The sequence below is a fragment of the Pantoea sp. X-Soil-ISGK-355 genome, assembly GCF_059730805.1.
On sequence record NZ_AP035971.1, the window covers coordinates 1,095,085 to 1,117,675 of the forward strand.

Below are 22,591 nucleotides of genomic sequence, written 5' to 3' on the forward strand. Positions count from 1 at the left end.
CTGAAAATTACTCGACGACAGTGATGCGAAAACCAGCAAATTCCACAGTCTGACCGGCAACGATCTTGCAGCGCTTACGGGTCTCTACCGCGCCATTGACCTTCACTTCACCCTCGGCAATCACGACTTTCGCCTGTGCGCCGCTCTGAACCCAGCCTTCCAGCTTCAGCAGGTCACACAGATCGACGTGCGGGAATTTACCCAGTGAAAAACTTGCCATTTAAACGTCCTCTTTATCGTGAAACTCTTCGCACGCCTGCAGCGTGTTTTGAATCAGTGTTGCGACTGTCATCGGTCCGACACCGCCCGGTACCGGGGTAATGTAGGATGCGCGCTCTGATGCGCTGTCAAAATCAACGTCGCCCACCACTTTGCCGCTGTCCAGACGGTTAATGCCCACGTCGATGACGATGGCACCCGGTTTAATCCAGTCGCCCGGAATAAAGCCTGGCTTGCCCACCGCAACGACAAGCAGATCGGCATGCTCAACGTGATGGCGCAGATCTTTGGTAAAGCGATGGGTCACGGTGGTGGTGCAGCCCGCAAGCAGCAGCTCCATGCTCATCGGACGACCAACAATGTTAGACGCACCGACCACCACAGCATTCAGGCCATAGGTGTCGATGTTGTAGCGCTCCAGCAGCGTCACGATACCGCGCGGGGTGCAGGGACGCAGGGTTGGCGCACGCTGGCACAGGCGGCCAACGTTATAAGGGTGGAAGCCATCAACATCCTTATCTGGCGTGATGCGCTCCAGCACCTTCACATTATCGATGCCCGCTGGCAGCGGCAGCTGCACCAGGATGCCATCGATTTCAGCGTCCTGATTGAGCTTATCGATCAGCTCCAGAAGCTCAGCTTCGCGGGTGGTGGCAGGCAGATCGTAAGAGCGGGAGTGGAAACCGACCTCTTCACAGGCGCGGCGTTTGCTGGCCACATAGATCTGCGATGCCGGGTTTTCACCCACCAGAACCACGGCCAGACCTGGCGCACGTTTTCCGGCGGCCAGACGCTGCTTTACTTTTTCCGCAACCTCAACGCGCACCTGCTGCGCAATCGTTTTACCGTCAATAATTTTTGCTGCCATCAGAGAGGAAATCCACTGTGTTGTATTGAATCGGGGAAGGGGGCTATTTTGTCAGAAGCGTGGGCTGCTGTCAGTCACAGTTTCAGCCGCGTATGCGCTTTCCGGCTTTTTCGTCGCGACGAGTACCTGCCTCCATGCGTATGATATCTGCAGGACAATCCGGGGACGATGTAATGATTTGGATAATGCTTGCTACGCTGGCGGTGGTGTTTGTCGCTGGATTTCAGCTGCTCACCGCTGGCTCACGCCATGCCGCTCAGCGGCTCAGCAAACGGCTGCAGCTGCCACCGGTACAGGTGGAATCAATGATCTCTATGATGGGGAAAGAGGCGGCGAAAGAGTTTACCGACTATCTCAGCAGCGATAATGAAACGCATCTGCACAACGGCGCAGCGGTACTGCTGATCTGGCAGGTGTTGATTGTTGATGGCAGCGAAGAGAACAGCCAGCGCTGGCATGCGATTCTCAGTCGTGCCGGTTTTCCACCGCTTATCAGCCGCCAGCAGTTGCTGCTCGCGCTGGGCTTTCTGCGCCAGCTGGAGCCGGACAGCCAGGTGCTGCACGCACTTCGTGAGCAATACAATGCGCGTTTCACCTCACAAGGGATTGAGCTGGAAGGAGAATTTACCGGCACCAGTAAACTTGTGTCGCTCAGCGAATGGCGCAGGCGCCACTGACGTCAATTGGTCATTACCGCAGCACTTCGCTGCGGAGAAACGGCAAAAACGTTGACGTACCCGCTTCCCGACGTATAATCCGTGCCATCTCCATGCGCCCTTAGCTCAGTTGGATAGAGCACCGGCCTTCTAAGCCGTAGGTCACAGGTTCGAATCCTGTAGGGCGTGCCAAATAAAATCAACGAGTTATCACCTCCCTCCGACTACCAGATTTTCCACATGGGACAGATTTGGGACACGACTGCCAAAAATCGCATCAATTTGCCGCGCATGCTTGGTCAGATGGTCTGATGCCAGGCGAGCCTACCGGCGCACCAATTCAATATTTTCCCACCCACCCATTTCCTGCAGCGCAGATAATGGAACGCCGGACTGGACTAACCAGCTAGCCCATGTATGCCGGAGGTCGTTAAAACGGAAGTCCTCAATGCCAGCCCGTTTCAGTGCTGCGCGCCACGCAGTGTTAGAATCGACCCGCATCTTCCTGATGCTTGCCGTAGGGCACGGTTTTAGGCACACGATGAGTACTATATTGCATGAACAAGGCTATAGCACGGCGTGGATCGAGTCACAGATGTCACATGTGGATAAGAACACCATTCGTGGCATATACAACCATGCGTAGTACCTGAAGCAGCTTAGGGAGATGTTGCTGTGGTATGGGGATTATGTGGATGAGCTGGCGGCTAAGTGAATCACGGTAAAAATTCGTAAAAAGGCATAGATTTTCTGTAGCTGCAGGATAAGCATCTATCGTTGTAAGTAATGCTATAGCTAGACGTAAATTGGGTCAAAGCTCTAACATGTGGATTAAAACGCGGTTCGTGGGGCTAACAAGCATGTGCCGTATTTGATAATAATTACAGTGAAGCGAGAAATGATACAGTGGTATAGTGATTATATAGTTAGCTTGTCTGAAAATAGCATACTATGGGTTTTTTATTCAAAAAAACGGTATGAATAATAATTCCAGTGAATAAATATAAGGGTTTGATGCAGGTAAAAAATGGAGCATAACAATCATGAAAGTACAGGAAGCCAAATTTTCATCTAAAGAATTCCTAAAGCGTCGTCGTCCCGAAAAATTTTCTGATTCAACGATCAAAGAGACAGGGTCTTTAGATAGAGTTGTACTTGAGCATTTTATTTCTACTCTAAATACAAGAAATCAAGAATTACAATTCGAAGATTTTGCTAAAAGAATATGTGAGAAAATAATTTGCCCTAATCTCCTTGAGCAGACTGGCCCTGTAGCTGGAGGTGATGGTAAAACTGACACGCAGACCTTTCCTGTTTCGGAGCAAAGTAAGATTCTTTGGTTCGAAGGAGTTAATGATACATCAGATAAAGAGCGCTGGGCCTTTGCGGTGAGTACACGTAAAGACTGGAAGAAAAAATGCCATGAAGATGTACTTAAGATAAAAGAAACAAATCGTGGGTATACTAAAGTATTTTGCATAACGAATCAATCTGCAAAGTCCAATATTCGTTCAGCGGTTGAGGATACACTAAAAACAAAAACTGAAATAGATGTCCGTATATTAGATATTAATTGGCTATTAGATCAAATTTACAAAAACCATTTTGAGCAATTGGTCATTGATTCATTGTCAGTTCCAACACAATATAAAAGAGAAGTTATTTTTGGAGAAAATGATTATAAGAAGCATAAAAAATATGAAGAATTAGCCGAGTATATTAGAGAGAAAATAAATCCTGCTGAAATTTCATATGAACAAGTGGATATATTTTTAGAAATTGCAGAATTAAGCGCTGAACTCGAGAAACCATTAATAGAAACACAAGGTCTATTTGAAAGAGCGATAAAAATCTCAAAAAAATTCGGGACTAATCAACAATTGTTAGATGCGTATTATCAATACGCTTGGAAATCGCAGTTTTGGATGGAAGATTTTAATCTCTTCGAAGAAAACCTTCAATTAGCCTATGAAAGTATAGCGTCCTCCACTAATTCCTCAAAATGGGAGAAGGTTTTAAACTTAGTAACAGTTCATAAAAGTTATATTAGAATTAACAACGCAACATCTACGATCGACATTGAGAATATCGAACGTAACATGCTCGTTAAACTAGATGAGATAGCTGACGATGAATCACGTCCTAGTAATGCGCTCACAGCGAGAACTCATAAAGCTATTTATAAATTGACAACTTTTTCAGATGTAGCAGATGCTTCGGTTGTATTTGAAGAGTTACATGAAATTTTTAAAAATAGTGGTAGTTTAATAGGGTATCCCTTTGAGAAAAACTTCCAGCTTTTGAACGAACTGGATGACATTTTTTTCGATTTAGATGCATATGAAAATTTATTAGACTACATGACTGAGCAATCTGCTATTAGAGGTGGCGAAGTTAAAGGGGCATTGTTAAATCTACGAAGAGGTATAAAGAGCATTCAAAATGGTCGCCATTATCAGGCTATCAAATATTTAGGGAAATCTTTTATTCCACTCTATAAAGAGGAGTCACGAGATAAATTTATATTAGCATTAAAAGCTATTGCCTATGCTTACGAATCCATTGGGTTGCTATGGAGTTCACGTTCATGCTTGCTTTTATCCGCTTCTTTGATTACAGATAACTACTGGAAGTATGATGAGATATCATTAAAACAGGCTGAGAATTATTATAGTTTATGCTTAACAGAAATAAAACTGGGGAGATTAGCACATGCCCTTTTATGGTATGAATTGTTTTTAATAATTAACCAGAATATCAGCGATAGATCGTTAGGTGATAAAGAAAATCATCAGGTCGATTTTTACATAAGTCAACTTATTTTGAATGCTGGTTTAAAGGAAATAAATCGACAGATTAATATTCCTGATGAACTCGATAGATTAGGACTGTTTGTATCATCAGGATGTCTTAAATATGCTTTAGGTTATATTGAAGATTTTGAGCGTGAGTACGAAGTTGTTGCAGATAATGATAATAATGATTTTTTGCAAAAAACACGTGACTTTGATGCTGGATTTAATACTCAAGGTATAAATGATAACCATGACAAACGAGGAGTACATTTATCTTTTATTCTTGGATGCACAATAGAAATTAACTTCCCGAATCGGTCACCATTTATAGAGTTTTCAACTAATGTCTTATCACTTTTAGAGAGTGCTTTTGCAACTTGTACGATTGATAACATCCATTTGAAAGAAGCGTTTTTAATTATTGAAGTAATAGCAGATGACGATGATGCCTTATCTTTATCTTATGAAATAAGTAGCAATGGTGGGAAATTAAACCTTACAATAAGCTGCGCTGGTTTTGATACAAGTGATTTTAGAATCAGTGATCAACAAAAGGTCACCAATGAATTCAAGAAAATATTATTTCATCTTCTTCCTGAATTATTTTTTATAAAAAAAACTGAATACATTAAAAAGATGATTTTCGAAGATGCTGCATTCGACAGAGCAATAAGTTTCAGTGGCTGTATAAAAGCTATTGAAAATGTTCTTGGAAATGATATTGATCAACAAATTAAGAAAATCTATTCCACTAGTGCTGAAAAGAAAGCTTACCCGCTTCTCAGAGATAAACCCTGGGATAGCGAATTTCCTAAGACGTTGGAAAAGGTGGATATAAATGTTCCAATATTTGGAAAAGGAAGGATGCCTAAAGATGAACTTAATTCCGAAAACATTACACATAAAGATTATTCCATACAAAGTCTAATCAAACCTCGTCTGTGGGATAGAACACGCTGGAAAGGAGTAGGATTCGTTCAATTAAAATCTTGTCACCCAGGATTATATCTATTATTTGAAGACGGCAGTGTAGGTGAAGATATTTTTAAAGATCTTATATTATCAGTAGGCTTGCTTGATACTAAAGAAAGATTGCGGGTTTGTATTGTCAAGGGTATTTCAGTTAAAAACCCAAGTTATTACAGAGTACTGATATCTGAAAATATGAAGTCAACCCCATTGACTAAAAGAATGATTATGATCAGTAGAGTTAATACAATGACTCCTGATAACAATGTCAATCTAGAAATGTTTCTTGCTGCGTATCATGCTTGTGGGAAATTCTATCTAGGGTGCGATGCGATGTTAAAAAATATTGTTCCTGAGCATCCCAAAAAAGATGGTTTAGGGATAGAAATGAGTACGTTAGACGTTAGGTGGGCTTGGGAAATTGGATTAAATGATGTTGATTGTGTTGGGGTTAATTTAGAAGAAGATGATCCCTACATTCCTAATGATGTAGCCGACGTCCCATTATTGGAATTGATAAACAGTAAGTAGAATTGTTCGCTAAGTATACCGCCTCTTAAGGAGGCGGGTTCTAAATAAATTATTGAAAACTGCGCCTCTAATCTGAATGATATCACCTCTGTTCAGGTGGCCAAATTTTGTGTGGCGCTATAGTATCGCTGTCTGGAATGCTGTCAGGAATGGTATATTGAGTGTTCTCCGAAACAGACACCTTTTCCAGAGTTTGCCTTTAAGGTAAACGAATTAATGCGGCTACCTTCAGAGAACGAGGTACAGGCGGCCAAACAGAATCTACGCATACTTGCGCATGGTGGATTTAGTTCAGAAAAGTGCAGGATGGCTGGGTGCAAAAATCATAAGGATCTGGGGCGCGAATTATGTCATTTACATATTGCATTTCCATAGGAATGCTTAATAGGTTCAAATGTGGTTCATCGACAGGGCGATAAAAATCTCCCTGCAAAATGCCTGGTATACTGTTGGGAAATCGACGAGGTAGGGTTATTTTTCTTAACTGATTTAAAAAATCCTGGCCAGGGTATACAGAGATGATGAGCTTAATCCAGAACACCTGACTAAAGAAAAAGGATTTAAATAACGGATTATTAGCATGCAGGCTTCATCATTATTTGTGACACTAGCGTCCTCAATCTGCCGCTCCCCAACCAGAAGCGGCATCCTTTCACCTCAACACCGCTAACCCGCAGTCACACCCGACAATGCCAGCACCTGCTTCTGTTTCTTTGCAGGCAGCTTATTCAGCTGCGCCAACGCGTTAACCAGTTGCTCATCGACCGGCTCTGGTGGTTTCACGGTCAGCACAATACGGCCTTCTGTAACGTTCACCTCGACTTCGGTGCCGGTAGTAAATCCGGCGGCTGCCAGCCACTGGCCTTTCATAATGATCGAGGGAATACGGATATAACTGGGATACCGGCTGGCATAACTCACTGTTAATTTACGCCGGGTAACGGAAGGGGCTTCTGGATTTAAACCAACTGCATTACACTCTGACTCAGTCATAATCTCTATTCTCGCTAAATAGTGGTTGTGATTAGCGATCCAGGGGTGCTCCAACACCTCTGTATCGCGCTAAATACCTGTACATATAATCAACTAATACGAATAAAGTCCAGCTGAAAATCGATGTAAATCAGCAAGTTTCCTCACAGTTAAAGGGTTGTTTTTTGCGGCGAAGATCGCAGGTTAAAGTAATTAATTGCAACAATACAGTCCATGTAAAACAGGCAGTCGCTTCTATTTAGCGTAAATGAAATAACGATTTTCATCCGACCACACTTTTTTATAAAGCGCAGTCTATCCTGACGTCACCGGACTAATTATCTCGCTCATACCGATCCCTGAAGCCATAAACGCTGCCAGCCAGCATCCTGAGTAAACAAACTGCCACACCACGAACAGACTCAGAAAACCATCACACCTTTTTTTCCTCCCGCCGCAGTGCCATGATAACCGCCTCATAACTATCTTCTCCGGCCAGCCCGCCACAGAGCACATAAACAGGGAGCACTTCATCATGGAAAGTAAAAATCTTGTTGATATTGCTGAGGCCTTTCCTCAGTTAGCCATCGATCTGAAATACGCTACCGCCGACAACCTTACCGGACAGCCAATCTACCGCGATGCGCGCTGTCTGCTGCACGTTGATGCGGCAAGAGCGCTGGCGAAAAGCATCGGGATTGCAAACGTGGCGGGCTATTCACTGCTGATCCTCGATGCGTACCGGCCACCTGCCGCGCAGGCAATCCTGTGGCAGGCCTGCCCGAATCAGGACTATGTCGCACCGCTGACGCGCGGATCAAACCACAGCCGCGGCACCGCAGTAGACGTGACGCTTATCGACGAGCAGGGCGAAATCGTTGATATGGGTACCGGCTTCGATGAGATGAGTGAGCACTCCCATCCTTATCACCCTGCGGTGCCCGTTCAGGCACAGCGTAACCGTCTGATGCTTAATGCCATCATGCTGGGTGGTGGCTTCACCGGCATTGCGACCGAATGGTGGCATTTTGAATTGCCCGGTTCCGAAAGTTACCTGCTGATCGACGGTGTATTTGGCTGTTATTCCTTACCGCAACCAGAAAATATCAGCCTCTGAGAAAACAGAACAATTTGAGTATATTCAGGGGAAATGCAGAAAGCGTTGTTTCTTCATCAAATGCAGAAGGGCAGAGCGATAAAATGAGCGGGTTCGGGCAGGGTGATAAGCAAAAATAGCGTAACGCGAAGAAAATAAATAAGCCGTGGCAGATGCCACGGCTAATGTTTTATGCAGACTGCCACTCACTTTCAACATCCGCTTTGGCTTTAAAAAGGATGACTTTATTATCATCAACCTCTTTCACCCAGCTGAATGGAATAATGTGGTGTTTGCCGCCCGCTTCAGGATCGCTTTTCGCCAGCTTAATTTTGTCGTCGCCTTCGAAGTGGTCGACAATCCCGACATGTTCGCCATTCACATCAACAACCTGCGCGTGATCTAAAATTTCTGATTTATCTACCATGGTGGCTTAATCCTTATATTTAATGAGTTCAGTTGCCCTCAGACAAAACAAGTCTGGTTGTTAAATGCGATTTGCGCCAGGCTATTAACAAAATGAAATAGTTGAGTGAGCTGGACCTGGTCGCTGTTATTTATTTCCGGCAGAAGAATAAAAGGTATATAAGCGAAACCGCTAACGGAACCGGCGTGTCTGCCGCCACGGGTCTGCTGACCTCACTGCCTGCCACATCGGCATCATCAGATTTGCCGCAATCGTCTGCCGCCCGTTCACCAATCAACGCTATGATAATCAGGTCAATCGCCACGCCGCAGATCGGCCAGAACGCGGGCGGTTTAACTTACCCAAAGGAGTGCCTATGACAGCAGTCAGTTCCATTACCGCTGAAGGTAGCGTCTGGATTAATCAGCCGCCGGTACACAGTCTGGATGGCGATACGCTGAGGTTTGAAACCGCGCTGAACAGCGATTTCTGGCAGCGTACCTGGTACGGCTTCGAACGGCACAGCGGCCACGCTTTTGGCTTCTGGGTGGAAAACGATTTTACCGTTCAGGTGCAGGTGAGGGCGGATTTCAGTCAGCTCTACGATCAGGCTGGTCTGTTTATTCAGGATAGCGAAACGCACTGGGTTAAGGCGGGCATTGAGTTTAACGATGATCAGCCTGCCATTGGCAGCGTAGTCACGCGTGAGTTTTCCGACTGGTCTACAGGTGTTTTTCCCGGTGATGCGCGTCAGTTCTGGCTGCGTGCCACGCTGGAAAAGGCGGTATTACGAATCCAGTACTCCACCGACGGCCTGACCTGGCCACTGTTGCGGCTCTGCCCGTGGCCGGGTCAGACGCGGCGTTTTGTCGGCGTGATGGGCTGTTCGCCTGAACGCGAGGGGCTGGCGATCCGTTTCAGCGATTTCACGCTGGGTCCGCCGCTCGGTAAAGCACTGCACGACCTTTCCTGACCTCATTGCATATCATCGCGGAATCCGCTTAATTGTCAGGTCCGAATTTACGGTGACGCGTCGTCCGAACCGAACGACGCCTTTACAGGGAAAGCTATGCGTTGCGCCACCTTATTGACCCGGCTGCTGGTCATCTTCTGCTGTGCCGGATGGGCAGAGCAGGCCGCAGCCGATACCGTCTGGCTGAATAATGGCGATCGACTGACTGGCACGATCCGCTACCTCAGCGACGGCAAGCTGGCGATAGAGACACACTACGCGGGCACCGTCACCCTGGCGTGGAATGCGGTCAGTACGCTTGCCAGCGACAATCCGGTCAATGTCGAAAATAAAAAGACCGGCGAACATTATCAGGTGCGGCTCTCTTCGTCCGATCCCGGCTATGTCTGGGTGGAACGCAATGAGCAGGAGCAGCAGGTCTCCGTCAGGCGCATCGATGAGTTTATGAAAGCCAAAGTGCGCAGCGATCAGCTTGCCTGGACCGGCAATATCGATGCCGGTGTGAAGGTCAAAAAAGCCTCGACGAAAACTGACGACTACAGCTTTGCGCTCAACACCAAACTGAACAAGGGAAAATGGCGGCACGACATCGGCGCGACCTATAACCGTGAGCAGGAAAATGCGAGCGTTAACACAGATAACTACAGCCTGCGCTACGCCTTCGACTATCTGGTCAGTGAGCAGTTCTTCTGGCAGACCCGCGCGACCTACAAGCGCGACTGGGTGGAGAACCTCTCACGCCAGGCGCTGCTCGGCACCGGCCCCGGTTATCAGCTGTGGGACACCGAACTTAGCGCGTTCTCTCTCTCCGTGCTGGGCGGAGCCTTTGAATATGGCTACAGCGACGATCGCGAAGAACGGCACTTTGGCGGCTCGCTGCGCTGGAACTATCAGCGCTATCTGCTGGGTAAATCGGTCACGCTTTACAGCAACGGCGATGTCGGTCATTCACTGGATGATGACGGGGTGTTTATGCTGGATGCGGAAGTCGGGATGCGCTATAGCCTGACCTCCTGGTCAACCCTGCACCTTGGCTATCATCGCAATCTGGTCAGCGGCATTCCTGATACCCTGAACGAAGGCATCTTTTCCACCGGATTAGGCCTGAAGTGGTAACCCGCTGATAGTGGAGTCGCAGCAAATCCTTACGGTTTTTATCCGGTTACAGGCCCGGCTTTGGCTAAGCTGCATGTACTGGCACAACGGGAATGCAAAAGATGATCGTAAGCAGCAGGGTATATCGTCCGGGAAGTGCGGGCGAAGAGGTCGACGTCGAAGATATCAGTGAAGTGATTAAAGAGCCGGAAGCGTTTATCTGGCTCGGGCTGTGGCAGCCAGATGCTGAATTTATGGCGAAAATTAAAGAGGAGTTCGGCCTGCACGAACTGGCGGTTGAAGATGCGCTTAATGCCCACCAGCGCCCTAAAATTGAACATTACGGTGACTCACTCTTTATCGTGGTCAAGACGGTATGTGCGAAGGATGACAGCTGCGAACTGGGCGAAACCCATTTCTTTGTCGGAAAAAAATTCCTGATCAGCATCCGTCACGGCGCATCTGAAAGCTATACCCCGGTGCGGCAGCGGGCGTGTGAAAATCCGGCGCTGCTGAAGTTTGGCCCAGCCTGGCCGCTCTACTGCCTGCTCGACTTCATTGTCGATCGCTATGCCGCGCTCTCTACCTCGCTGAATGAGCGGGTGGGGCAGATGGAGAACGATCTCTTCACCAGCGAATTTGACCGTAAGTCGGTTCAGTCGGTCTACACCATGCGACGTCATCTGCTGTCACTACGCAATGCAGCGCTGCCGGTGGAAGAGATCTGTAACCAGCTTATCCACCTGCATGAAGATCTGATCCCGCGTCCGCTGCGCGCCTATATCCGCGACGTGCAGGATCACGCCCGTCATGTGGTGACCGACGCGGAAGATATGCGGGAGATGCTGACCAGCGCCATGCAGGTCAACCTGGCGCTGGTGACGGTGCAGCAGAATGAGGTGGTCAAAAAGCTGGCGGGCTGGGGCGCGATCCTGGTGATTCCGACCGTGGTGTTCAGCATGTATGGCATGAACTTCGAACATATGCCAGAGCTGAAGTCGCTGTATGGCTATCCGCTGGCGGTTGGGCTGACGCTGCTGGCCTGTGGCGGTCTGTGGGCTAAACTGCGACGCTCTGGCTGGCTGTGATTGTCGTCTGGCAGGGGGGGATGCCGGGGCGCCTCATCCAATCCTGATACGGCGTCATCTCGCATGCTAAATGCAGCTGCCCGTGTGTGTACCTGATGTGCGCAAAGACGACCATCATTAATTCTGACGACGTGCTGGAAGCGTCACAATCCTGGCGTGATTTGAACGGATGAAACAGGCTGCGATGACATTAAAACGTTCAACGTTCTGTTATTCCGAAGACAGAAGCGCCGGGGATTGATTACAGCGTCTGAGTTGAATGGATTACGTCAGACCAGTGCCTCCGGTAACAGAAGCGCGGGCGTCATTTACCGACATTTGCCTGTCAGGCAAGGCTCCAGACGCCGCAACGATGCTAACCGGTTGACGCTGCGCTTGTTCTGCCGCTTCCCTTGTAATCCTGTGAATTTGGTTCAGACTCAGCACTCTATTCATGTTTTATCATCAGAGCTGGCCTGACTCCCAATCAGCGTTATGCTTTCACAGTCAGGATCAAAGTGAATGAATTTACGAGTTTTACCTTCTATCCGGTTACCGGCTGGCATATTGGTCCCCTGAAATCACATCGGGCACTGGTACTGAAATTCGGTTATATCGACCCCGACGCCCCGCGAGAACAGGGCCCGCAGGAGACGTTGTTTCTGGGGCTGACCCTTGAAATGGCGAAGAAGCTGGCCACCAGTCTTTCTGAGCATATCGACTACGCTGAAAAAAACGGCATCGGACACTAGTTTCTTATTACTCACGCTGGTTACAACGCCTGCTGGCGGGCTGGTATATCGCGCCGTCGCCTGGGGCATAAACCTGTAGCGCACGGGCGATTAGACGGAAATGTGCCGGTGTCTGGCCGATAATCTCGCCGTCTGCATTGATGTAATGAGGACGGCGCGTTTCAATGGTCAGTTCCGTGGTGCTGAACGCCCGCACATCGCGCCAGCGGCCATGCGTGCCGCGCCGCAGAAAGGGCAGCAGCGCAATCAATTGCCAGCTGTGCTGCAACTCCAGGCTGTAGACATCCAGTAGCCCATCGTCGGGTGCTGCGCACTGTTCCACCGTCATGCCACCCCCGTAGAAGCGCCCGTTGCCTACCGATACCTGAACCGTTTTGATCGGTATCCGCTGACCCTGATGCACCAGCGTGGCGCTGAACGGACGGCTCTGCCGCAGCAGCCGCAACGCTGCCAGGGCATACCCGCCGACACCCCAGCGTTTTTTCGATTCCGCCGTAAGGTTACGCGCCAGCTCTGCCGAAAAGCCGATGCTGCAGACGTTGAGAAACAGGTGCTGATTCACTTCCCCCAGATCTACAGCGCGCCACTGCCCGTCTGCGATAATTTTCACCGCCTGTTCAAGGCTGGCGGGAATGCCCAGCGTACGGGCAAAATCGTTGGCGGTGCCCAGCGGTAAAATGCCCAGTGGCAGGCCAGTCTGCATCAGTCCCGGCGCGGCCGCGTTAAGCGTACCGTCGCCACCGCCGACGATCACGGCATCGACGCGACCGGCATACGCCGCGATGAGCTGGCTGTAGGTGCGGGTCTCATCCTCGTCCGGTTGTAGCAGGGTGAAACCAGCCTGAACCAGCAGCGTCTGCGCCCGACTGGCCTCAATGCGTCCTTTTCGTGAGCGCTGATTAATCAGCAGCAGAGCCGTTCTCTGAGGGTTAGACATACTTTTACGTTATCCTGATGTCAAAATGGGGAATGAGACGGCAAGTACAGCATCGGCCTGACCCGTGAACAACCCTGTTTGCGCGACTTTACGTACCCGCTCCGTGCCATAAGCGGCGATAAAGATCGTCTACACTGCTTAGGGTCAGTTCCATATTGAGGAGTTGCAATGACCGAACACGAATTCAGAAATTTGTTAGCCGAACAGGGTTTTGATGAGCCACTGCTGATTGAGCGTGCCGCATCAGCCCAGCTTGATAATCACGTCCATCCTTTTGAAGCGCTGGCCCTGATTCTCAGTGGTGACATCACCATCAGTACCGAGCAGGGCGACACGACCTATCATCCCGGCGAGACGTTTCACCTGCAGCCGAATGAACTGCATCGCGAAGCGTTCGGACCACAGGGCGTCAGCTATCTGGCGGGGCGTAAATATGAGTAACTGGCAATCAGTATGAACGTGTCTGACGATCTGTTTACCCGACTGGCACGTTCGCCGTTTCGTCAGCGCTTTCGACTGGGACGCGCTGAGTACGATTATGCGAGCAGCAAAGGCGAGCCGGTTTTACGACAGCACGCCGCAGAGTTTGTTGCACAGCGGCTGGCGCCTGCTCAGCCAGAAAATGATGGCAAACAGACGCCGATGCGCGGCCATCCGGTGTTTATCGCCCAGCACGCCACCGCGACCTGCTGTCGTGGCTGTCTGAACAAGTGGCACAACATCGGGCAGCATCAGCCGCTGAGCGCTGAGCAGCAGGATTATGTCGTGACGGTATTACTGGCGTGGATCACCCATCAGATGCAGCAGCCAGCACCGCCCGCCCGCGTGAGCCGGAATAAGCCGAAACCGGACGACGATCCGCAGCTGGCGCTCTGGTAATGGATGAAAAAGCTACAGTCAGCGGCTTTTTCTGGTAAAAACTGGCCCTTTTTCATTCCTGGTTTATTCTTAAATCTTTCCTGGAAAGACTATGCCAGGATTAAAACCTACACGGCAACGATGAATACAGAGGGAATTATGAAGAAATCAATTATTGCACTGTCTGCTATTTTGCTGGCCTCGCCAGTATTTGCTGCTACCACCACAGATAACACCGTTGCGGAAGCGCATAAAGGCGCTGATACTGCGAAAGAAAAACTGCATCAGACCCAGAACGAAGGCAAAGAGCTGAAGCTGAAGTCTGAGCATGCCGCTGAAGGCAAAAGCCACACTACCGGTAGCAAGATCACCGAAGGTGCTCAGCAAGGCTGGCACAAAACCAAAGAAGGCACTGAAAAAGGCTGGGATAAAACCAAGCAGGGTGCTGAAGATCTGAAAAACAAAGCGACCAACTAAGACGCTGGTTTTCAGGTTAAAAAAGAACCCACCGGAAGGTGGGTTTTTTTATGGCTGATCCAGGTTACGCTTTGTTGTCCGCTGCCTTTCTTTTTGCGGCTTCTCTTTCCGCCGCGGCTAACGCTGACACTTTGATTTCCGCTTCAGCGGCCGCATCGGCTGCAGCAGAAGCGGCTTCCGCTGCGGCTTCTGCCGCTGTCTCTGACTGTTTCTTGCCTTCTTCGATCACTTCTTCGTCAATGACTTCAATATTTTCGCGGTTGTCGCGGCCGGAGAGCAGATTCCAGCAGGCGATAAACAGAGCAGCAATGACCGGACCGATCACGAAACCATTAATGCCGTATATTTCCATGCCGCCCAGCGTGGCGATCAAAATCATATAGTCAGGCATTTTAGTGTCTTTACCGACCAGCAACGGACGAAGGATGTTATCCACCAGACCGACAATCACCACGAAGAAACCAACCAGGAACAGCCCTTTCCACAGTGCGCCGGTGGCGAAGAAGAAGATTGCCGCAGGCACCCAGATGATAGCGGAACCGACCGCCGGAATCAGGGAGAGGAACGCCATCAGCGCGCCCCACAGCAGGCTGCCATCGATGCCGGTAAACCAGAACGCCAGCCCGCCGAGAATACCCTGCACGATACCGACCACCACAGTGCCTTTCACCGTCGCGCGCGCCACGGCAGCAAACTTTACCATCAGGTGGTGCTTCACGTAGGTGGAAAGCGGCAGCGCTTCCAGAATCAGATGCACCAGATAGGAGCCATCTTTCAGCAGGAAGAACAGCAGATAGAGCATGATGCCAAAGCCGACGGTGAAGCTGAACGTCCCTTTACCGATGATAAAGGCACTGCCCGCCACATACTGACCGCCCTTAAGCGCAAACGAGGAGAGCTTCTGCTGAATCTGTGCGGCGTTATCCAGATTATTTTCAGCCAGGAAATGCCTTGCCCAGCGCGGCAGATGCTGCAGCAGATCGGCGAACACGGCCGGGAACTGCGACGAGTTGGTCTGCAGCTTGTGATAGACCGCGTTGGTTTCAACCACCAGTGAGGAGGCAATAATCGCCAGTGGCGTGAAGACAATCAGGCAGATGCAGAACAGGGTAATTAAGGCGGCCACGCCGTTGCGGTCACCCAGTCGGTTGCGCAACCAGGTTTTCAGCGGATGGAAAATCACCGCCAGAATCGCCGCCCATAAAATTGGCGAGAAATAGGGCGAAAGCACCTCGAAAAACGCGACGGTGGCGATAGCCAGAATTAAAATGAAAAACCCGATGTTCAATCCTTTAAAACGCATGGAGAAACCTCATCTGGAACAAACTCTGATAAACCCGACGCGCAAATTTGCTGTGTCCGGCTTCGCTTGCGCGGCTGCCTTGTCACAAATTAACGCTCAGGCTTTGCTCGTTAAATACTGCTGATGGCAGCATCATGCTGGCTAACTCTCTGAAAGGTCTGGCAGAAGTGATGAACGGGCAATGTGCGTTCGCTGCGTGACTTCCGGTTGGTAGCGGGCTGCCTCTGACTGCAGCGCGCTGAATCCTACATTAGCGTAGCGGTTTCGACCATTATTGGTAGCTCAGAGACTCATGATCTCTGTGTATGTTGCCGATAACCCTGTTAATCGGGCAAAAAACAGGCAATGAAAAATGTGTAAACAGAAAGTCTTAATGGGACTACTGGTGCTGGTGTTAACCGGCTGCGCAACCAAACACTATCCACAAGCGGCTGCGGTGACGCCGCAAGAGACAGCGACGCTGAACTGCAACGTCCTGGATCAGGAGCTGAGTAAAGCGTACAGCGTGCAGAGTGATATTGAGCAGACCGGCCAGTTTAATGCTCTGACCGTGCTGGGCTTTGTCGGGGATTTCGGACTGGGCAATGGCATTGCAAAATACAATGCCACCCGGAAAGTGGAAAAGCGGGTCACTGCGTTGCAGTCGCTGAAAGCCGCAAAGTGCAGCCAGCGTCTTTCATAACGGTCGGCGTCAGATCAGCCAAGCGTCCCTGCGCTGACATGTTGCAACTGGACATTTTCGGCCGCGCGTTTACCGGCCAGGAAGGCGTGATCCGAGTTGTAATATTCCCACTCGCTGTAACGACCCGACAGATGGATATCCTGGGTCAGCAGCCACTGGCGGATCAGCGCCACGTTATCGCTGCGCGCATGGTCATAGACCACGTAGGCGTAAGGCATATCAACCTCAGATGCGCAGAGCAGCGGATCGTCCGCGGTGATCATGCCGACCCGGATGCAATCCTGACGGCAGCGCTCAATCAGCGCATCGCCCTGAAGCGGCAGCGGATTAGCCGCGTTGTAAGTGATTTCACAGGTTAAGCCGAAGCCGCCCGGCGGATTGCAGTGCGGACTGGCATTACCCTGCACAAAAATGCGATGAAACAGCGTATCGCCAGGATAGTAAATCCAGTGTTTTTCAGTCAGGTCAGCCCGGCCAATGCCCAGATTCACACAGCGCACCGACACAAACTGCAGCTGCTGCGCCGCCAGCCGGACGCTCTCCGGCACTTCATCACCCATCAGCTTAATCAGCTCCGGCAGCGGCATGGTGCTGATCAACTGTTCATACCGGTAGTGGCGACCATCCGCCAGCAGGGCGACATGCGCCTGCGGGTAAATGCGGGTCAGGGTGGTGTCCGTTTCCAGCGTACATTTCAGGTGCGGTAAAAAGCCCGACATCAGTGCCTGGAAGCCACCGCGCAGCGGATAGCCGAAACGGGCATTTGGGCCGACCGGTTTCGCCAGCGGTTGCAGCGCACCATCAATGATCTGTGACAGATCGGGCAGCGGCACGCGTCCGCCCAGCCACGACGTTTCCATGTCGGTCAGCGGCACTTTCCACAGTTTCTGGTTATAGGGCAGGGCGAAGTGACGCGCGATGCCTTTACCCCAGGTGCGCATAATGAAATGCTGGAAATCCTCTTTGCCCTCCACGGCAGCGAGACTGCTACCCTCATCGGGGATCGCGCCATCTGCACAGCAATCCCGCCGCGCCCGCGCCCGATCCAGTGGCACGGCAGCCGCCGCGGTTTCGCCGTAACGCGCTTCGATAGCGCCCAGCACGCACTCTTTTACCACCCCGACCGGCAAGCCGTGCAGCGCTGACTGGAAGGGATAACGGGTATAAACACCGTCGCTGTAAACCCAGGCTTCGCGCGCCTGCCAGTGCAGATTGTCGCCCAGCAGCAGCTCATAGAGCTGCAACACGTAGGGATCCTGCGAGAACATGATGTGACCGGCATAGTCGAAGGTGAACCCCTGATCGTCAATCGATCGGCACCAGCCGCCGGGCGTGCTATTTTTCTCCAGCAGCACCGCGCCTTCGCCATAGTGATACCCGGCGCTCAGACCCGTCGGTCCGGCGCCAATAATCAGGCAGGGCACCGCATCGCTCTCCAGCATCGCTGGTGTGAGTGGCATGACATCAGCCTGCGCGCGGGCCTGACTGGCAGACTTCAGTGCGGGCTGACGCTGCGTCAGCGCCTGCTGGATCAGGCCATGTATCTGCTCTGCGGTGCGATCCCAGGAAGTAACATCCACTTTGGCCTGCATCCGTCCCGCCAGCGCCAGCCGTTCTGCGGCACCGATCGCCATTGCCTGTTCACAGGCGGCAATAAATTCCGCGTGCGTCTCTGCTACCGCCACTTCCTCAGCGTAGTGGCGCGCCACATCGACAATGGCAGTACTGACAATCGGCAGCTGCGCCGCCATATACTCCAGCACCTTGGTCGGGGAGATGTAGCGGGTCGAAGCATTAATGGCAAATGGCATCAGACAGACATCCCAGCCCGCCAGAAACTGCGGCAGAGCCTGATAGGGCTGCTGACCGAGCCAGTGAATATTGTCGCGCTGCGGCAGGCTGGCAGGATCAATTTTCACCACCGGTCCGACCATAATGATCTGCCATTCGGGATGGCTGTCTGCCAGCACGGCTATCAGCGGCAGGTCGATACGCTCATCCAGCACGCCGTAATAACCCAGACGCTGCGACGGAATGGCATCCTGTAACGGATGACGATTCGTGCGATCGCGCGCCTGTTCAAAATGAATGGCATCAACGCTGCTGGGGAAGCAGTAAACCTGAGCGTGTTTATCACGCTTCGCTTCATAGAGGCTGGAGCCGCCGGTAAAGACCAGATCGGCGCGGGTCATCAGCGCCGATTCACGCTGCTGCAGCTGGCGCGGCGCATTCTGAAAGGCCGAAAGCTCATCCATACAGTCGTAAATCACCAGTGCCGGATCAAACGGCGTCAGCAGCGGCAGTGCCATTGGCGTATAGAACCAGATCAGCGGTTGTTCGTCCTCCTCCAGCAGCGGCGTCAGCAGCAACAGCAGCGGGGCGATCTGGCTGTCGTGAAAGCCGGGCGCGTCGCTGTCGGTGTGCGGCTGGATCACCGTAATGTTGGCGGCAGGCGAACTCTGATGCAGACCTGGTGGCCCCGCCTGCCAGACCGGCTCCTCGACAAACAGCACGCGATAGTGCTGCGCCAGGCGTGTCAATAGCTGCTGCGGACGCTGAAAAACAAAGCCCCAGCGTAAATGGCTGAAAACGATAAGAACAGGTGGTTTCATGGTGTGCTCCTGGCTGGGATGTAATGGGGACTGGATGTGCTGCAAAAAGCGCTGCGCCTGGCGCAAGGCGTCAGCATAGGGCTGCTGTAACTGGCGGGCGTAAGGATCGGTGCCGAGTAGGTCAAGATCCCACAGGCCGCTGCGGGTCCAGAAGGTGGTCTCTTCCCACAAGGGACGATCAAGAATCGGATAGAGGCAGATGCCGAGCAGGTCCGCGCCCGCCAGCTGCGCCTGTGCAACCTGTGTGGCGATCTCACGGATCCAGGCGCCGCGGCCGCTGCCGACGTGGCTGGTTTCTGCGAGCAGCAGCGGCCGCTGATAGCGCTGCCAGACCTGCAGCAGCAGCTGATGCAGCGGCTGGCGTCGGCGGTCGCCCAGATGCCAGTAAAGCCGCCGGTTGGAACCCTGTTCCCACTGGTTGTCGTGGTAGTAATTCACGCCAATCAGATCGAGATAGCGGGGTGCGCCGCCCAACTCCGGATTGCGGCGACCACTGAGCATGTCCCACGCCTGATACTGGGTGTCACACATCTCACGCGCCAGACGGTCGCTGTCGGAATCGGCGGGATCGGGCGCGATATGGATCAGCGGATCGCAGTGCAGCACACGGGCGCGCGGATCGGCCTGCCAGATCGCATCACAGCCAGCCAGGGTAGCGCGCACCAGTTGCTGCTTGGCGGCATCGGCCCGGGCCGGCTCCGGGATCGCCTCACAGGCGAACAGCCCGACCGAGATGCCCCAGCTGACAAAGGAGATCTCATTCATCGGGGAGTAGATCGGTGCCTGCTGATACCAGGGCGCCAGGAAGCGGGCCAGTGCGCCACAGAAGGCAGCGAAACGGGGGACAAAGTCGTGATCAAACAGGCTGACACCCGCGGGCCAGCCGTAGTGGCAGATTGTCCAGCTCAGCTGAATACCCTGCTGCTCTGCTGCCTGAATCCGTGCAGCGACCGTGGAGAAATCATAGCGGCCGTCGCGTTCACATAGCCGCCAGCCGACGCTTTCGCGCACCGTGCGAATGGCAAAGGGCCCCAGCGCGGCATAATCCTCTGCCGCGCGCGCCTGATGCTGGTTCAGATCGTTCATCGACAGCGCAACACCAGCCGGATTAATATGATCAGCTCCTTCGTAGCCGGCCTGCCAGAAACTGGAAAAGGGCGTCATGGCATCTCCCGAAAAAAAAGCAACACGCTTCCCGCTGACGAGCCGTCGCGAAACGGGTCAGGGCGTTACAGGTATGCAAAGCAGACTGGCGATCCTTGCCATAAGTCACAGACGCTAAATTGCAGGCAACAGAGCCTGTGACGGTTTGGATGCGTGAGATAGCAGAACTAAACGTGCGGCGCTATCGGCAGGAAAAAGAGTGGCTTCTCTGAATGTTAACGAATTTTGCGGAAGCCTTACTGGAAAGTATAGGCAGGGAGGGGTTATTCGCAACTTATTGAAGTGAAAAGAAAAAAGCGCAGCGGCAAAAGTCATCCATTCAGAAACAGGAATTTTTAACTTTTGTTTATGCTGTCGGATTGATAAGCGAGGCGTGAAGAGAGTCAACACTATTTTCAGCTTTGTTAACCTTTTCCTCAACATGCAGAGCAGACAGACTTACCTGTTTTAGCGTTACTGCTTCGCTTGCCTTTTAACGGACTGGCGACAAGATTTACTTATTGCTGGCCTGAATCTGCGGGCTATTAACGGGCGGCTGGTTAAGCGGCGCGCCGCTTAAAACAGGATGTTTAACCGACTATGTTCTCATTCGACTGGCACCGTTTCTTACTTAACGACCAACCGGCCACCTTTTTGTTTGAGGTGGTGGCGCGGGTCCTGATCGCTTATCTGGTGGTTTTTACGTTTCTGAAAGTCTCAGGACGACGCGGCGTGCGTCAGCTGTCGCTGTTCGAACTGGTGGTGATCCTGACGCTGGGTTCCGCGTCCGGTGACGTCACTTTTTATGATGATGTGCCGGTGCTACCGGTCATTATGGTGTTTGTGGTCCTGCTGACGCTCTACCGCTTCACCACCTGGCTGACGTCACACAGCCCACGCTTTTCGCGGCTGATTCAGGGCGACGTCATTACCCTGATTAAAGACGGATTGTATGTGCTGGAGAGCCTGGATCGGCTGAATATTTCTGAAGATGAGTTCTTTATGGAGTTGCGGCAGAGCGGTGTGGAACATCTGGGGCAGATCAGGCTGGCGCTGGTGGAGGTCGATGGTCAGCTCAGCCTCTATTTCTACGATGACGATGAGATGCGCGCCGGGTTAAGCGTACTGCCCCCAGAGCACCGGCAGGATTACAGCACTGTACCGATCAGCACGCTCTATGCCTGCACCCATTGCGGCCAGACGCAGATCATTAAGGCTGAGCAGCAGGCAGTCTGCCCGCGCTGTCAGCGACAGCGCTGGTCTGCAGCACTGACCGTGCGTCGGCTGCATTAATCGCCCGTATCCGCTCCGCGCTCAGAACTTGTCGCGTTTGCATCCGCCGGGTTAACGTCGGCGAAGCAGGCGCTGAGCGGGCGCTTTTGCTGTCCCCCGGCAGCGAAATTATCCGCACTCAGCCAGGCACTCAGGGCGCGCTGAACATCCGGCCATTCACGGTCAATAATTGATAGCCAGTCGGTATCGCGATTACGCTGTTTACGCGTCATCACCTGACGAAAACGGCCCTCAAAGCGGAACCCCAGCCGTTCTGCTGCGCGTCGTGATGCGATATTGGTCGAATCACAGCGCCATGCTACCCGCCGATAGCCGCGCGAGAAAGCCTGTTGCAGCAGCAGATAAATCGCCTCGCTGCCGATGACACTGCGCTGCATCAGCGGCGACCAGGTGACGTGACCGATTTCAAGCGTGCCATGTCCCGGCTCAATGCTGGCGAAGCAGACCACCCCACAGGGCTGCTGATTTGGCGAGCAGACCGTGAAGGGCACCAGGGCCTTATCCGCCACTTTATCTGCAATCCATTGCTGCATCTGCGGCAGGGAGGCGGGCCGCTCCGCGCTCAGCCAGGTCCAGTCGCGATCATCCGGTGCCAGCATAAATGCCTGCAATAGCGGTTCTGCATGATCGATGCTCAGCGGCAGGAGAAGGCAGTACTGACCCGTGAGTGGCATACAGGGGGGTCTTGTGACCGGTTGCCAGTCGGGCAGGGCCTCACCGACCGGCTGATCAAACTGATTGATGTTCAACAACATTCTCCTCAAAGAATACGGTCGGTATTCCGGAAAACGTATGATGCCGGGCTGACTGGCTATCCTGAACCGCGGTTAAACCCGTCGCAGCTTGTTCCCGCTTAACACATAACTTTGCCTGTTACTGACAGAAAA

20 protein-coding genes, 1 tRNA gene and 2 pseudogenes are annotated in these 22,591 nt (G+C 51.8%); 14 read left to right on the top strand and 9 right to left on the bottom strand.

The genetic code is table 11. From position 1 onward, the window contains the following. Positions 1-7: 7 nt before the first annotated feature. Positions 8-220 (bottom strand): ribosome-associated protein YbcJ, encoded by a 213-nt coding sequence (ybcJ, locus tag AC6I8J_RS04870; RefSeq protein ID WP_013357050.1) that lies wholly within the window; start codon positions 218-220, stop codon positions 8-10. Beyond that, positions 221-1,087, bottom strand: coding sequence for a bifunctional methylenetetrahydrofolate dehydrogenase/methenyltetrahydrofolate cyclohydrolase FolD (folD, locus tag AC6I8J_RS04875; protein ID WP_161732013.1), 867 nt, complete (start codon positions 1,085-1,087; stop codon positions 221-223). It abuts the gene before it with no gap. Positions 1,088-1,260: 173 nt separating this feature from the next. Here folD and AC6I8J_RS04880 point away from each other — a divergent pair, with 173 nt between their 5' ends. Further along, positions 1,261-1,764, top strand: coding sequence for a DUF1198 family protein (locus AC6I8J_RS04880; protein ID WP_497825138.1), 504 nt, complete (start codon positions 1,261-1,263; stop codon positions 1,762-1,764). 94 nt (positions 1,765-1,858) lie between these two features. After that, positions 1,859-1,935 (top strand) — tRNA-Arg (locus tag AC6I8J_RS04885). A gap of 18 nt (positions 1,936-1,953) precedes the next feature. Here AC6I8J_RS04885 and AC6I8J_RS04890 read toward each other — a convergent pair. Further along, positions 1,954-2,262: pseudogene (locus AC6I8J_RS04890) on the bottom strand (tyrosine-type recombinase/integrase); the annotation flags it as partial. Between AC6I8J_RS04890 and AC6I8J_RS04895 the strand changes: the two are divergent. Continuing rightward, positions 2,258-2,458 (top strand): annotated as a pseudogene (locus AC6I8J_RS04895) (tyrosine-type recombinase/integrase); the annotation flags it as partial. The pseudogenes AC6I8J_RS04890 and AC6I8J_RS04895 overlap by 5 nt on opposite strands. Before the next feature lie 328 nt (positions 2,459-2,786). Further along, positions 2,787-6,038 carry a hypothetical protein gene (locus tag AC6I8J_RS04900; RefSeq protein WP_497825139.1) on the top strand — a complete coding sequence of 1,084 codons (3,252 nt, stop codon included), beginning with the start codon at positions 2,787-2,789 and terminating at the stop codon, positions 6,036-6,038. Between the two features lie 666 nt (positions 6,039-6,704). Here AC6I8J_RS04900 and AC6I8J_RS04905 read toward each other — a convergent pair. Next, entirely contained in the window at positions 6,705-7,031 is a 327-nt protein-coding gene (locus AC6I8J_RS04905) for a SymE family type I addiction module toxin (RefSeq protein ID WP_497825140.1), read from the bottom strand. Between the two features lie 514 nt (positions 7,032-7,545). On the opposite strand from AC6I8J_RS04905, the gene ddpX reads away from it, so the two are divergent. Next, positions 7,546-8,127, top strand: coding sequence for a D-alanyl-D-alanine dipeptidase (ddpX, locus tag AC6I8J_RS04910; RefSeq protein WP_497825141.1), 582 nt, complete (start codon positions 7,546-7,548; stop codon positions 8,125-8,127). Positions 8,128-8,296: 169 nt separating this feature from the next. Here the strand turns inward: ddpX and AC6I8J_RS04915 are convergent, their stop codons facing one another. Next, positions 8,297-8,533, bottom strand: a complete 237-nt coding sequence (locus AC6I8J_RS04915) for a DUF2171 domain-containing protein (RefSeq protein WP_305820004.1) — start codon at positions 8,531-8,533, stop codon at positions 8,297-8,299. Between the two features lie 355 nt (positions 8,534-8,888). On the opposite strand from AC6I8J_RS04915, the gene AC6I8J_RS04920 reads away from it, so the two are divergent. The 4 genes from AC6I8J_RS04920 (at position 8,889) to AC6I8J_RS04935 (ending at position 12,399) form a co-directional block, all read left to right on the top strand. Then, positions 8,889-9,485 carry a DUF1349 domain-containing protein gene (locus tag AC6I8J_RS04920; protein ID WP_497825142.1) on the top strand — a complete coding sequence of 199 codons (597 nt, stop codon included), beginning with the start codon at positions 8,889-8,891 and terminating at the stop codon, positions 9,483-9,485. 96 nt (positions 9,486-9,581) lie between these two features. Then, entirely contained in the window at positions 9,582-10,601 is a 1,020-nt protein-coding gene (locus AC6I8J_RS04925) for a DUF481 domain-containing protein (RefSeq protein WP_497825143.1), read from the top strand. A 101-nt stretch (positions 10,602-10,702) separates the two neighbouring features. Beyond that, the gene (locus AC6I8J_RS04930; RefSeq protein WP_161732028.1) at positions 10,703-11,668 is read left to right on the top strand and encodes a magnesium and cobalt transport protein CorA; all 966 of its coding nucleotides are present in this window, start codon (positions 10,703-10,705) and stop codon (positions 11,666-11,668) included. A 497-nt stretch (positions 11,669-12,165) separates the two neighbouring features. Next, the gene (locus AC6I8J_RS04935) at positions 12,166-12,399 is read left to right on the top strand and encodes a BssS family protein (protein ID WP_222924380.1); all 234 of its coding nucleotides are present in this window, start codon (positions 12,166-12,168) and stop codon (positions 12,397-12,399) included. Positions 12,400-12,406: 7 nt separating this feature from the next. On the opposite strand, the gene AC6I8J_RS04940 is transcribed toward AC6I8J_RS04935, so the two are convergent. Further along, entirely contained in the window at positions 12,407-13,336 is a 930-nt protein-coding gene (locus AC6I8J_RS04940) for a lipid kinase (RefSeq protein WP_497825144.1), read from the bottom strand. A gap of 168 nt (positions 13,337-13,504) precedes the next feature. Here AC6I8J_RS04940 and AC6I8J_RS04945 point away from each other — a divergent pair, with 168 nt between their 5' ends. The 3 genes from AC6I8J_RS04945 to AC6I8J_RS04955 all read left to right on the top strand — a co-directional run bounded on the left by AC6I8J_RS04945 (position 13,505) and on the right by AC6I8J_RS04955 (position 14,671). Continuing rightward, entirely contained in the window at positions 13,505-13,777 is a 273-nt protein-coding gene (locus AC6I8J_RS04945; protein WP_253421259.1) for a cupin domain-containing protein, read from the top strand. 12 nt (positions 13,778-13,789) lie between these two features. Further along, the gene (locus AC6I8J_RS04950; protein ID WP_161732037.1) at positions 13,790-14,215 is read left to right on the top strand and encodes a DUF4186 domain-containing protein; all 426 of its coding nucleotides are present in this window, start codon (positions 13,790-13,792) and stop codon (positions 14,213-14,215) included. 138 nt (positions 14,216-14,353) lie between these two features. Beyond that, positions 14,354-14,671: a KPN_00521 family repetitive protein gene (locus tag AC6I8J_RS04955; protein ID WP_161732039.1), complete on the top strand. Its 318-nt coding sequence runs from the start codon at positions 14,354-14,356 to the stop codon at positions 14,669-14,671. A gap of 64 nt (positions 14,672-14,735) precedes the next feature. Here AC6I8J_RS04955 and AC6I8J_RS04960 read toward each other — a convergent pair whose 3' ends face one another. After that, positions 14,736-15,974 (bottom strand): AI-2E family transporter, encoded by a 1,239-nt coding sequence (locus AC6I8J_RS04960; protein WP_161732041.1) that lies wholly within the window; start codon positions 15,972-15,974, stop codon positions 14,736-14,738. A gap of 352 nt (positions 15,975-16,326) precedes the next feature. Here AC6I8J_RS04960 and AC6I8J_RS04965 point away from each other — a divergent pair, with 352 nt between their 5' ends. After that, a complete protein-coding gene (locus AC6I8J_RS04965; RefSeq protein ID WP_222924375.1) occupies positions 16,327-16,656 on the top strand; it encodes a hypothetical protein in 330 nt (109 codons plus the stop codon). A gap of 14 nt (positions 16,657-16,670) precedes the next feature. Here the strand turns inward: AC6I8J_RS04965 and AC6I8J_RS04970 are convergent, their stop codons facing one another. Continuing rightward, positions 16,671-20,432: an NAD(P)-binding protein gene (locus tag AC6I8J_RS04970; RefSeq protein ID WP_285086210.1), complete on the bottom strand. Its 3,762-nt coding sequence runs from the start codon at positions 20,430-20,432 to the stop codon at positions 16,671-16,673. Positions 20,433-21,011: 579 nt separating this feature from the next. On the opposite strand from AC6I8J_RS04970, the gene AC6I8J_RS04975 reads away from it, so the two are divergent. Beyond that, entirely contained in the window at positions 21,012-21,704 is a 693-nt protein-coding gene (locus AC6I8J_RS04975) for a DUF421 domain-containing protein (protein ID WP_161732047.1), read from the top strand. On the opposite strand, the gene AC6I8J_RS04980 is transcribed toward AC6I8J_RS04975, so the two are convergent. Further along, the gene (locus tag AC6I8J_RS04980) at positions 21,701-22,453 is read right to left on the bottom strand and encodes a GNAT family N-acetyltransferase (protein WP_260057659.1); all 753 of its coding nucleotides are present in this window, start codon (positions 22,451-22,453) and stop codon (positions 21,701-21,703) included. The two genes, AC6I8J_RS04975 and AC6I8J_RS04980, sit on opposite strands and share 4 nt — an antisense overlap. Positions 22,454-22,591 lie beyond the last annotated feature (138 nt).

Excerpts from the sequence above, each read along its gene's own strand:
- ybcJ (WP_013357050.1), bottom strand. The coding sequence starts at position 220 with ATGGCAAGTTTTTCACTGGGTAAATTCCCGCACGTCGATCTGTGTGAC.
- folD (WP_161732013.1), bottom strand. The coding sequence starts at position 1,087 with ATGGCAGCAAAAATTATTGACGGTAAAACGATTGCGCAGCAGGTGCGC.
- AC6I8J_RS04880 (WP_497825138.1), top strand. The coding sequence starts at position 1,261 with ATGATTTGGATAATGCTTGCTACGCTGGCGGTGGTGTTTGTCGCTGGA.
- AC6I8J_RS04900 (WP_497825139.1), top strand. The coding sequence starts at position 2,787 with ATGAAAGTACAGGAAGCCAAATTTTCATCTAAAGAATTCCTAAAGCGT.
- AC6I8J_RS04905 (WP_497825140.1), bottom strand. The coding sequence starts at position 7,031 with ATGACTGAGTCAGAGTGTAATGCAGTTGGTTTAAATCCAGAAGCCCCT.
- ddpX (WP_497825141.1), top strand. The coding sequence starts at position 7,546 with ATGGAAAGTAAAAATCTTGTTGATATTGCTGAGGCCTTTCCTCAGTTA.
- AC6I8J_RS04915 (WP_305820004.1), bottom strand. The coding sequence starts at position 8,533 with ATGGTAGATAAATCAGAAATTTTAGATCACGCGCAGGTTGTTGATGTG.
- AC6I8J_RS04920 (WP_497825142.1), top strand. The coding sequence starts at position 8,889 with ATGACAGCAGTCAGTTCCATTACCGCTGAAGGTAGCGTCTGGATTAAT.
- AC6I8J_RS04925 (WP_497825143.1), top strand. The coding sequence starts at position 9,582 with ATGCGTTGCGCCACCTTATTGACCCGGCTGCTGGTCATCTTCTGCTGT.
- AC6I8J_RS04930 (WP_161732028.1), top strand. The coding sequence starts at position 10,703 with ATGATCGTAAGCAGCAGGGTATATCGTCCGGGAAGTGCGGGCGAAGAG.
- AC6I8J_RS04940 (WP_497825144.1), bottom strand. The coding sequence starts at position 13,336 with ATGTCTAACCCTCAGAGAACGGCTCTGCTGCTGATTAATCAGCGCTCA.
- AC6I8J_RS04945 (WP_253421259.1), top strand. The coding sequence starts at position 13,505 with ATGACCGAACACGAATTCAGAAATTTGTTAGCCGAACAGGGTTTTGAT.
- AC6I8J_RS04950 (WP_161732037.1), top strand. The coding sequence starts at position 13,790 with ATGAACGTGTCTGACGATCTGTTTACCCGACTGGCACGTTCGCCGTTT.
- AC6I8J_RS04955 (WP_161732039.1), top strand. The coding sequence starts at position 14,354 with ATGAAGAAATCAATTATTGCACTGTCTGCTATTTTGCTGGCCTCGCCA.
- AC6I8J_RS04960 (WP_161732041.1), bottom strand. The coding sequence starts at position 15,974 with ATGCGTTTTAAAGGATTGAACATCGGGTTTTTCATTTTAATTCTGGCT.
- AC6I8J_RS04965 (WP_222924375.1), top strand. The coding sequence starts at position 16,327 with ATGTGTAAACAGAAAGTCTTAATGGGACTACTGGTGCTGGTGTTAACC.
- AC6I8J_RS04970 (WP_285086210.1), bottom strand. The coding sequence starts at position 20,432 with ATGACGCCCTTTTCCAGTTTCTGGCAGGCCGGCTACGAAGGAGCTGAT.
- AC6I8J_RS04975 (WP_161732047.1), top strand. The coding sequence starts at position 21,012 with ATGTTCTCATTCGACTGGCACCGTTTCTTACTTAACGACCAACCGGCC.